This window comes from Providencia sp. PROV268 (assembly GCF_028477805.1).
In the GTDB taxonomy this organism is placed as follows: Bacteria; Pseudomonadota; Gammaproteobacteria; order Enterobacterales; family Enterobacteriaceae; genus Providencia; species Providencia stuartii.
Window position 1 is genome coordinate 1 of sequence record NZ_JAMPLW010000048.1, and the last position, 4,866, is coordinate 4,866.

Genomic DNA, 4,866 nt, shown 5'->3' on the forward strand with positions numbered 1-4,866 from the left:
TCAGCCGTTCAACGTTTTATACTTGGCAAAAGCGCCCCGTTAAGCCACTTGATGATGACACGCTTGAATTGCATCAAAAAGCTTGCTCCCTCTTTAGGGAAAGCCGGCAAAGCTTAGGTTATCGCATGTTAGTGGCTCAATTACGCAAAGAAGGTTATGCTATCAGTGATTATCGAGCTCGAAAATTCATGAAGCAGTTAGGGTTAGTGGTTAAGCAAAGAAAACAATATCGAGTTACATCGAAAAATAAAGCGACTGCGGATAATTTATTAAATCAAAATTTTAATCCGGTAGCAGCGAATGAAATCTGGGCTGGCGATATCACTTATTTAAAGACACCGGAAGGTTGGCTTTATCTAGCTATTGTGATGGATTTATATTCTCGGCGTATTGTGGGTTGGCACATGTCATCCAAAATAGATACTGCCTTGATAAGTAAAGCGTTAATGATGGCCTATAACTTACGTTCGCCTTCAAAGGGTTGTGTGTTTCACAGTGACCGAGGAAGCCAATACACAAGTGGGCAATATCAAGCGTTACTGAAAAGTTATGAAATGCGCTCAAGTCAAGGTGATATAGGGGCTTGCTGGGATAATGCGGTAGTTGAACGAGTTTTTGGAAGTTTAAAACATGATTGGCTATTTAAAAGACCTCATGCAAATCGATCAGAAATAAAACAAGACGTGCTGGATTATCTTCGTTATTACAATTTAACGCGATTACACACGGCAAATAATTATTTATCGCCTGTGGAGTATGAAAACTCTTTCAGAAAAGTGTCCTAATTTTGTTGTGCAGAACAGCATAGTGAAATTCGGTTATCTTCACAATAGTTCAATAAGTTAACTGAAATAAGTTCGGGACATTATCGACTCGGATCTGTTTCGGCACCCCTCTTTCGGCTTTTAAACGATCAAGCCCCCTGATTACTCGTTCAGCTGGTAATGACGTATCAACTTCGATCGCTAGGCATTCATGTGTTCCTTCATCAATAATATTGAGGGTTCTGAAGCGTTTGCCGCAATATAAACTGTTTTGCATAAAATCCAATGCTCATTGAATATTCGGGACTTTCTCTATTACTAATAGTCTTTTTTCACGCTTTGGAAGCACTTTTTTAACCCGTCGTTTCAGATTTAATCATAATCGACAATAAACGCGATAAACTCGTTTATAATTAAAAGGATAACCTTGAAATCTCAGTCGAAAATAGCATTTCCAGAATCCCGACTGTGGCGATTTCGCTAAAACGGATTGTATGGTATCGATGACGATTTAATCTTTCTCGCGCCAGTTTTGAGTCTTTCGATAAAACGAAGCGCGAGGTAGCGATTTTAGTTTACACGCTTTAATGACCGATAGGGTACCTATGTTTTTTAAATGTAGTCACCAAAAGATCATCTTATATTGATCTGTATTTGATGATCTTTATCAGATCATTGTAAAAAGATTTTTATTCTGCATTAAGATCAATTTGTAGATCTTTATTTTGTTATATGTATAATTCAGCTCTATGTTTTGAAGTGTGTTAAATAAATACTAGGAGTTTTTATGAAATTAACTAAAATCTCAGCAGTAATAATTACAACATTAGGATTATCCTGCGCTGCTTTTGCATCTGAGATACCTCAGCCACCAATATATAATCCTGATAGTATTATTAACAAGTTACCTACAGGTGAAGCGCCAACGTCACCACCGATACTTAACCCAGATGGCTCAACAGTTGGTGGTAAATTTACTTATAATCGAGAAGATAGTTATGAAGCGGCGCACGTATTAGGTAAGCAAGTTGATAAAAATACTGATGCTATCAAGGATACTAATACGAAATTAGATACAGCGATTACCGATGGTAAAGCAGCACTAGCAGAAACAAATGAGGCTATCGAAAAGAATAAAGCAGATACTGATAAGCGCATTGAAACAGCGATTACCGATGGTAAAGCAGCATTAGCAGAAACAAATGGTGCTATCAAAGATACTAATACAAAATTAGATAGTTCTCTAGAAGAACAGAAAAAGGTTAATTATTTAGTCGGCAATGCTTTAGCTAGTAATGAAAGTTATTGGCAACAGCAATGGGCAACTAATGATAACTATGCTGCAAGTATCAATAAAAATACATCTGATATTGCTAAAAATCGTCAAGATATCAATAAATTAAACTCTCGAGTTGACCGTTTAGATCAGAAAGTTGATGATCTGAATGATACAATGAAACGTGGATTTGCATCGCAAGCTGCTCTAAATGGCTTATTCCAGCCATATGGTGTTGGAAAGTTAAATGCGACTATGGCTCTTGGTGGTTATGAGTCCAAAACAGCAATTGCTGCGGGTACCGGATATCGTTTTGATGAAAATACAGCAGTAAAAGCTGGGATCGCTACAAATACTGATGATTTTAAAGGTGTTACGTACAATGTTGGTGTAAACTTTGAATGGTAATTATTAACTAATAAACCTCGTTATTATCCTCAATAATTAAAAAGCTCGCAATGCGAGCTTTTCTTGCTTATAGCGTTGTCCTATTTAAACGGCATTAATTACCACTATAAAAATCAAAGGTATTATGTAACAACGGAATATTATGCTATGCGCACACTTGTAAGGCTTAACATGTTGATAAGGTAATCTGATTTGGATTGTTTTTCTTTTTAAAATAATCAGTTATATTTAAATTTATGTTTGGTCGGAATATTACATATAATGAGGTGATATTTATGAATAAAGCTCTATTTGCCGGTATTATTACAATGTCTTTAATGGCGACTTCCGCTTTCGCAACAACGGACACTAAACCTGTAACGGACACTAAACCTGTATCGCAATGGAAGTGTGAAGACTTTTTGGTCATCGATGACAACTTTTATCCAACCGCCATTGGTGCAGCAGAGATTGTGACACAAAAAGGAAAAGTAGAAGACCCCACTTTAAATATTAGTGGTATCGAAACGGTAACTCCCTTGATTGTCGATGCGTGTAAAAAAGCCCCTAAAGAGTCATTTATTCAAAAAGTCGAAGAATATTTGAAAAAATGGTGAGGTAAAAAGTGCTGGGGTAATCAGACAGTAAAAATAAATAATTAGATGATATAAGTGAATTATTTTTCAAGGATTGAGCTTTGTTTTAGGCTTAATCCTTTTATTTTATAGCAGTAAGAGTCCAATAAGGGCAAAAAACGATTATCCTATCGATTAAAAAATCTGTCAATTGTCCTAAAAATAATGCTAACAGACAATTACCAATCAGTAATAAATCTTGAAATAAGCAAAATGAACTCATAAAGGAAGTGATATATGGAAAAACAGCGTGAGCTAGATATACAATTTATGGCACAGGCACTTGAGTTAGCCGCTGAGGCAACAAAGAAAGGTAATGAGCCCTTTGGTGCCGTACTCGTTAAAGACAATCAAGTCGTAATGACAGGTGAAAATCACATACACACTGAAAGTGATCCAACCTATCATGCAGAGCTAGGCCTTATTCGCCAGTATTGTTCTGAGCATAAAATCATGAATTTATCTGAGTACACGCTGTATACCAGTTGTGAGCCCTGTTGTATGTGCTCCGGTGCGATGGTATGGAGTCAATTAGGTCGGATGGTTTATAGCCTTTCTCATGATGAGCTAGCTGAGATTGCGGGGTTTAACATTATGTTAGGCAGTGATGAGATTTTCGCTAAAAGCCCTTTTAAGCCTGAGGTGACTCACGGTGTTTTAAAAGAGAAGGCAATGTTAATTTATACACAATATTTTCAACCGACGACTTAGCATCAAACGTCGGTCAACAATGAAAATATCGGTTAAGTTAACTCATAAGATAACGAGTCACGATGACATGATTAGTAGGTAACTAATGATATTGATTAAATTACCCGAAAAAGCAGGCTTTGCTCTGCGTCATGCGCCGCCGGAACAACAACGCGCTTTTCTTGCTGTGATTGACAGTTGGCCTAGTAATGTGGGGCAAAGTACCCAAGCCTATTCTGAATAGCTTAAGGCCAAAATCGCCCAAATCGTGGCGGTCTAGGGTGGTGTATGGCTTAACCCTGAAAAGGGCAACCAAAAGCTGAAACTGCAATGTGCGCAAGGCCACCTGATTAACACTCGTCCATTCTACTTACACCAAGGGGGATGGTGCATAAGGTGTTATGTTGAAAGCCAATATGTGGCTATCTTGCTTCTACTAGTGCATTTGTCATCACAGTAAGATAAATATCCATTTAATGGTTTACATTAAATAAAAAAAGAACACCATAATAGCCATCTTTACGGATGTCCGTAAAGATGGCTTAAAATAGAGTTTAGTTTGATTAACGTTCTAGATTATGGATGTTATTGGGGTACCACAGCATTCTTTATTTCCCGCCTTAAGAGATGAAAGCGGTTTGACTCTCATTCTGTTGTCCTATCTACCCACCCGTATGATAAACATATCCCCCACTGTGAAAAATTCCGCCTTGTTCAAGACAAACATCACGTCCATAGCGTTCATAGTCAAAGTAATGGGATAAATGCCCCAGTTGTGCTAAATCATAACAACCACTTTCTTCTATCCAGTAATAACCTAAATCATATTCATTATTGACTCCCGCTAATTGCTGGAAAGAATCTAAATTATCCGCTAAATGAATTAAATCATGGATTGAACTCGCTGAAGAACCGATTTCAATTGCCGCCTGATAAAGGTTAATTTCATCAGGCGATAACATGGCTAATCGCGAGGCTAACTCGTTCAACTCATCTAAAAGGCTGTATTCTGAAATGTAAGAAGAAAGGCCATCAATGGAGGATTCATAGTCGGTCAAGAAATACTCTTCATAGTGAATACCATCAATGCCAATCCGCATTAAACAGTGTTCTA

At 37.4% G+C, this 4,866-nt stretch carries 6 protein-coding genes and 1 pseudogene; 5 read left to right on the forward strand and 2 right to left on the reverse strand.

The window, feature by feature from the left end; genetic code table 11:
- Positions 1 to 785: IS3 family transposase (locus PR699_RS19400; RefSeq protein WP_272573034.1), on the forward strand; the 785-nt coding region annotated here is incomplete at its 5' end.
- On the opposite strand, the pseudogene PR699_RS19405 reads toward PR699_RS19400, so the two are convergent.
- Positions 785 to 1,362: pseudogene (locus PR699_RS19405) on the reverse strand (DDE-type integrase/transposase/recombinase); the annotation flags it as partial. The gene PR699_RS19400 and the pseudogene PR699_RS19405 sit on opposite strands and share 1 nt — an antisense overlap.
- A gap of 189 nt (positions 1,363 to 1,551) precedes the next feature.
- Between PR699_RS19405 and PR699_RS19410 the strand changes: the two are divergent.
- The 4 genes from PR699_RS19410 (at position 1,552) to PR699_RS19425 (ending at position 3,996) form a co-directional block, all read left to right on the forward strand.
- Positions 1,552 to 2,448, forward strand: coding sequence for a YadA C-terminal domain-containing protein (locus PR699_RS19410; RefSeq protein WP_272573035.1), 897 nt, complete (start codon positions 1,552 to 1,554; stop codon positions 2,446 to 2,448).
- 275 nt (positions 2,449 to 2,723) lie between these two features.
- The gene (gene hdeA, locus PR699_RS19415) at positions 2,724 to 3,044 is read left to right on the forward strand and encodes an acid-activated periplasmic chaperone HdeA (RefSeq protein ID WP_193451000.1); all 321 of its coding nucleotides are present in this window, start codon (positions 2,724 to 2,726) and stop codon (positions 3,042 to 3,044) included.
- Positions 3,045 to 3,299: 255 nt separating this feature from the next.
- The gene (locus PR699_RS19420; RefSeq protein WP_144141546.1) at positions 3,300 to 3,773 is read left to right on the forward strand and encodes a nucleoside deaminase; all 474 of its coding nucleotides are present in this window, start codon (positions 3,300 to 3,302) and stop codon (positions 3,771 to 3,773) included.
- A gap of 85 nt (positions 3,774 to 3,858) precedes the next feature.
- Complete coding sequence (locus PR699_RS19425; RefSeq protein ID WP_167732495.1) at positions 3,859 to 3,996, forward strand: hypothetical protein; 138 nt, start codon at positions 3,859 to 3,861, stop codon at positions 3,994 to 3,996.
- A 418-nt stretch (positions 3,997 to 4,414) separates the two neighbouring features.
- Here PR699_RS19425 and PR699_RS19430 read toward each other — a convergent pair.
- The coding region (locus PR699_RS19430) for an antirestriction protein ArdA (protein WP_272577895.1) at positions 4,415 to 4,866 on the reverse strand (452 nt) is incomplete at its 5' end.

What these genes read in the sequence shown, in the direction of transcription:
- PR699_RS19420 (WP_144141546.1), top strand. Translation starts at nt 3,300, where the DNA reads ATGGAAAAACAGCGTGAGCTAGATATACAATTTATGGCACAGGCACTT.
- PR699_RS19425 (WP_167732495.1), top strand. Translation starts at nt 3,859, where the DNA reads ATGATATTGATTAAATTACCCGAAAAAGCAGGCTTTGCTCTGCGTCAT.
- hdeA (WP_193451000.1), top strand. Translation starts at nt 2,724, where the DNA reads ATGAATAAAGCTCTATTTGCCGGTATTATTACAATGTCTTTAATGGCG.
- PR699_RS19410 (WP_272573035.1), top strand. Translation starts at nt 1,552, where the DNA reads ATGAAATTAACTAAAATCTCAGCAGTAATAATTACAACATTAGGATTA.